3 protein-coding genes are annotated in these 4,425 nt (G+C 52.0%); 2 read left to right on the top strand and 1 reads right to left on the bottom strand.

Translation table 11 applies throughout. The annotated features are described in order from the left end of the window. A partial coding sequence (locus ACTHS3_RS05805; protein ID WP_440367367.1) for a biliverdin-producing heme oxygenase occupies positions 1-612 on the top strand: 612 nt, incomplete at its 5' end. Between the two features lie 175 nt (positions 613-787). After that, complete coding sequence (locus ACTHS3_RS05810; protein ID WP_070624814.1) at positions 788-3,160, top strand: TonB-dependent hemoglobin/transferrin/lactoferrin family receptor; 2,373 nt, start codon at positions 788-790, stop codon at positions 3,158-3,160. A 77-nt stretch (positions 3,161-3,237) separates the two neighbouring features. Here ACTHS3_RS05810 and mnmC read toward each other — a convergent pair. Next, on the bottom strand, positions 3,238-4,425 hold a 1,188-nt coding region (mnmC, locus tag ACTHS3_RS05815; protein WP_440367369.1), incomplete at its 5' end, for an FAD-dependent 5-carboxymethylaminomethyl-2-thiouridine(34) oxidoreductase MnmC.

Raw genomic sequence — 4,425 nt, forward strand, 5'->3', positions numbered from 1 at the left:
CAAGAGCTGACTTTCGCCAAACGCTTGAAAGAGCAAACCACGACAACGCACGACAGCGTTGATAACTTGGTTATGTCCGTTCAGCCTTTTGCCAGCAAAGAAAACTACATCAAATTCTTGAAACTTCAATCTGTTTTCCACAAGGCTGTCGATCACATCTATAAAGATGCCGAATTGAACAAAGCCATTCCAGAGCTTGAATACATGGCACGTTACGATGCCGTGACTCAAGACTTGAAAGACTTGGGCGAAGAGCCTTACAAATTTGACAAAGAATTGCCACACGAAACCGGTAATAAAGCCATCGGCTGGCTGTATTGCGCCGAAGGTTCTAATTTGGGCGCGGCATTCTTGTTCAAACACGCTCAAAAACTCGAATACACCGGCGAATTCGGCGCACGCCACTTGGCCCCGCATCCAAACGGCCGAGGCAAACACTGGCGCGCATTTGTCGAGCATCTGAACGCTTTGAACTTGACTCCGGAAGCTGAAGCGGAAGCCATTCAAGGCGCGCGCGAAGCTTTTGAATTCTATAAAGTGATTTTGCGCGAAACCTTCGGTTTGCCGGAAGGTGCGGAAGCGCCTGAAGGTATGACGCCGCACAGACTCTAAAAAATAATTAAATCAAACAGACAAGGTCTCGGCGTGGATGTTTGCAGGGGCCTTTAATTACACTACAAAGTTTTGTCTGAACGGGTTGCTGTCTTATTAATCATTAATGATTATCAGAAAATTTATTATGTATTAACTGATGGATGAACAATCCATTACATCTTGAGTTGATAATATGAAACCATTACAAATGCTCCCTATTGCTGCGCTGGTCGGCAGTATTTTCGGCAATTCAGTCTTGGCAGCGGATGAAGCTGCAACCGAAACCACACCCGTTAAAGCAGAAATAAAAGAAGTCCGCGTTAAAGGCCAGCGCAATGCGCCTGCAGCCGTGGAACGCGTCAACCTTGGCCGTATCCAACAAGAAATGGTACGTGACAACAAAGACTTGGTACGTTATTCCACCGACGTTGGCTTGAGCGACAGTGGCCGCCATCAAAAAGGCTTTGCCGTACGCGGCGTGGAAGGCAACCGTGTCGGCATCAGCATTGACGGCGTAAACCTGCCTGATTCTGAAGAAAACTCGCTGTATGCCCGTTATGGCAACTTCAACAGCTCGCGTCTGTCTATCGACCCCGAACTCGTGCGCAACATCGAAATCGTGAAGGGTGCAGACTCTTTCAATACCGGTAGCGGTGCATTGGGTGGCGGCGTGAATTACCAAACCCTGCAAGGTCATGATTTGCTGTTGCCTGAGCGTCAGTTCGGCGTGATGATGAAAAACGGTTACAGCAGCCGCAACCGCGAATGGACAAATACACTTGGGTTCGGTTTGAACAACGACCGCGTGGATGCCGCTTTGCTGTATTCGCAACGTCGCGGCCATGAGACTGAAAGCGCGGGCGAGCGTGGTTATCCGGTAGAGGGTGCCGGCAGCGGAGCGAATATCCGTGGTTCTGCTCGCGGTATTCCTGATCCGTCCCAACACAAATACCACAGCTTCTTGGGTAAGATTGCTTATCAAATCAACGACAACCACCGTATCGGAGCATCTCTCAACGGTCAGCAGGGCCACAATTACACGATCGAAGAGTCTTATAACTTGACCGCTTCTTCTTGGCGCGAAGCCGATGACGTAAACAGACGGCGCAATGCCAACCTGTTTTACGAGTGGACGCCCGATTCGAATTGGTTGTCGTTGTTGAAAGCGGACTTCGATTATCAGAAAACCAAAGTAGCGGCGGTTAACAACAAAGGCTCGTTCCCGATGGATTATTCTACCTGGACGCGCAACTACAATCAGAAGGATTTGGACGAAATCTACAACCGCAGCATGGATACAACCTTCAAACGCATTACATTGCGTATGGACAGCCAGCCGCTGCAACTGGGCGGGCAGCACCGCCTGTCGTTCAAGGCCTTTGCCAGCCGCCGTGATTTTGAAAATTTAAACCGCGACGATTATTTCTTCAGCGGCCGCATCGTCCGAACAGCCAGCACCATCCAGCATCCGGTGAAAACCACCAACTACGGTTTCTCGCTGTCCGACCAAATCCAATGGAACAATGTGTTTTCAAGCCGTGCGGGCATCCGTTACGACCACACTAAGATGACGCCTCAGGAATTGAATGCCAACTGTAATGCCTGCGACAAAACACCACCTGCAGCCAACACTTATAAAGGCTGGAGCGGTTTTGTCGGCTTGGCTGCACAGCTGAGTCAGACATGGCGTTTGGGTTACGATGTAACTTCCGGTTTCCGCGTGCCGAATGCGTCTGAAGTGTATTTCACTTACAAACACCGCTCAGGTAACTGGTTGCCTAATCCGAACCTGAAAGCCGAGCGCAGCACCACCCATACCCTTTCTCTGCAAGGCCGCAGCGAAAAAGGTACTTTGGATGCCAACCTGTATCAAAGCAATTACCGCAACTTCCTGTCTGAAGAGCAGAAGCTGACCACCAGTGGCGATGTCGGCTGTACTCAGATGAATTACTACTATGGTATTTGTAGCAATCCTTATTCCGAAAAACTGGATTGGCAGATGCAAAACATTGACAAGGCCCGAATCCGGGGTCTTGAGCTGACAGGCCGTCTGAATCTGGACAAAGTAGTCTCTTTCGTACCTGAAGGCTGGAAGCTGTTCGGCTCGCTGGGCTACGCGAAAAGCAAACTGTCGGGCGACAACAGCCTGCTGTCCACTCAGCCTCTGAAAGTGATTGCCGGTGTCGATTACGAGAGCCCGAGCGAGAAATGGGGCGTGTTCTCCCGTCTGACTTATTTGGGTGCGAAAAAAGCCAAAGACGCACAATATACCGTTTATGAAGACAACGGCTGGGGTACGCCTTTGCAAGAAAAAGTAGTAGATTATCCATGGCTGAACAAGTCGGCTTATGTGTTTGATATGTACGGCTTCTACAAACCGGTGAAAAACCTGACCCTGCGTGCAGGCGTGTATAATGTGTTCAACCGCAAATACACCACTTGGGATTCCCTGCGCGGCCTGTACAGCTACAGCACCACGAACTCTGTGGATAAAGACGGCAAAGGCTTAGACCGCTACCGCGCCCCTGGCCGCAACTACGCCGTATCGTTGGAATGGAAATTCTAATCAGTTAACGGATAGCTAAAGGCCGTCTGAAAGTTTTGATGACTTTCAGACGGCCTTTTTTATTTAAAACGAAATCTTTAAACGGATAACAACGGCTGCTGCCGAACAATCGCGCGGATGATGGCGCGGTTGGGGTGCAGCGCGGTTCTCAGCCTTTGCGATAGCGGATGCGGCAAACCGAGTATTTCGGCCGCAATGGCGGCGGCGCAGATGGGGGCTGTCGCCAGGCCTCGCGTGCCATGTGCCGTATTGATGTAGGCATTGGGCAGGTAAGGGCAGGGGATATTGTCGAGGCGATAGTTTTTGTCCAATGCCAGTTTGGCGTAGGCGGACTGCATGGCAACGATGTCGCCGAGTGCGCCGACAACGGGCAAGTGGTCGAGGCTGTCGCAACGCAGGGCGGCATGGCCTTGTGTGTCTTGAAGGCCGTCTGAACACGAATTTTGCTCAAACAGGGATTGTGCCAATGGCGGATTGAGCTGTTGCAGGGCGGAGCGGTTTTCGGTTTCTTCGTTTGGATACCAAGTTTCATCGTTGCTGTTGAGGATAAATGTCGCGCCGTAGCAGTGGCGGCCTTGCCAGTTCGGGCTGATGTAGCTTTCGCCGGAAATGGCGCAACGCAGTTTTTGTGAAAACAGGCTGGCGGACACAACGCCGGTTTGTCCGCGGATTTGGCGGAAAGGCAGGGCGGAGACGTTGGTGTCGGTGGCATTCGGGCTGTGCGCGCCCATGCAGTAAACGATATGGCTGGCGTTGAAATGTGCGTCCGGTGTGTGTGCCGTCCATTGTGTGCCGTCATGCGATACGGCGGTCAGCGGCGAGTGTTCGTGCAACTCAATCAGCGGATGATTCAATAAGGTATGCACGACGGCGGGCGGATTCAGCCATACGCCTTGCGGCCAATAAAGGCCGTCTGAAAATACGTCTATGCCTGCAATGTGCGCAGCCTCTTCGGCAGATACGCTGCGGTAGAGGTGTTTATGCTGGTGTTGCAAACCCAAGGCCTGATTGCGTTTGCGTTCGCTGTCGTCAAAATTCAAATGCAATACGCCGTCGCCGCCCCATACGTCGGAGTCGGGCAGCAAGTCTTCCAACAATCGGCGCGTGTAGCCGTAGCCTGTCAGCAACAGCTCGGTTTGTTCGGTATCGTGTGGCGATATTTTGGCGTAGAGCAAGCCTTGGCGGTTGCCGCTGCCTGCCTGCGCCGCTTTGCCTGCCTCCAAAACCGTAACGCGTACGCCGTGCTCCGCCAGTTTGCGCGCGGT

It is taken from the genome of Neisseria sp. P0009.S007 (assembly GCF_051962515.1).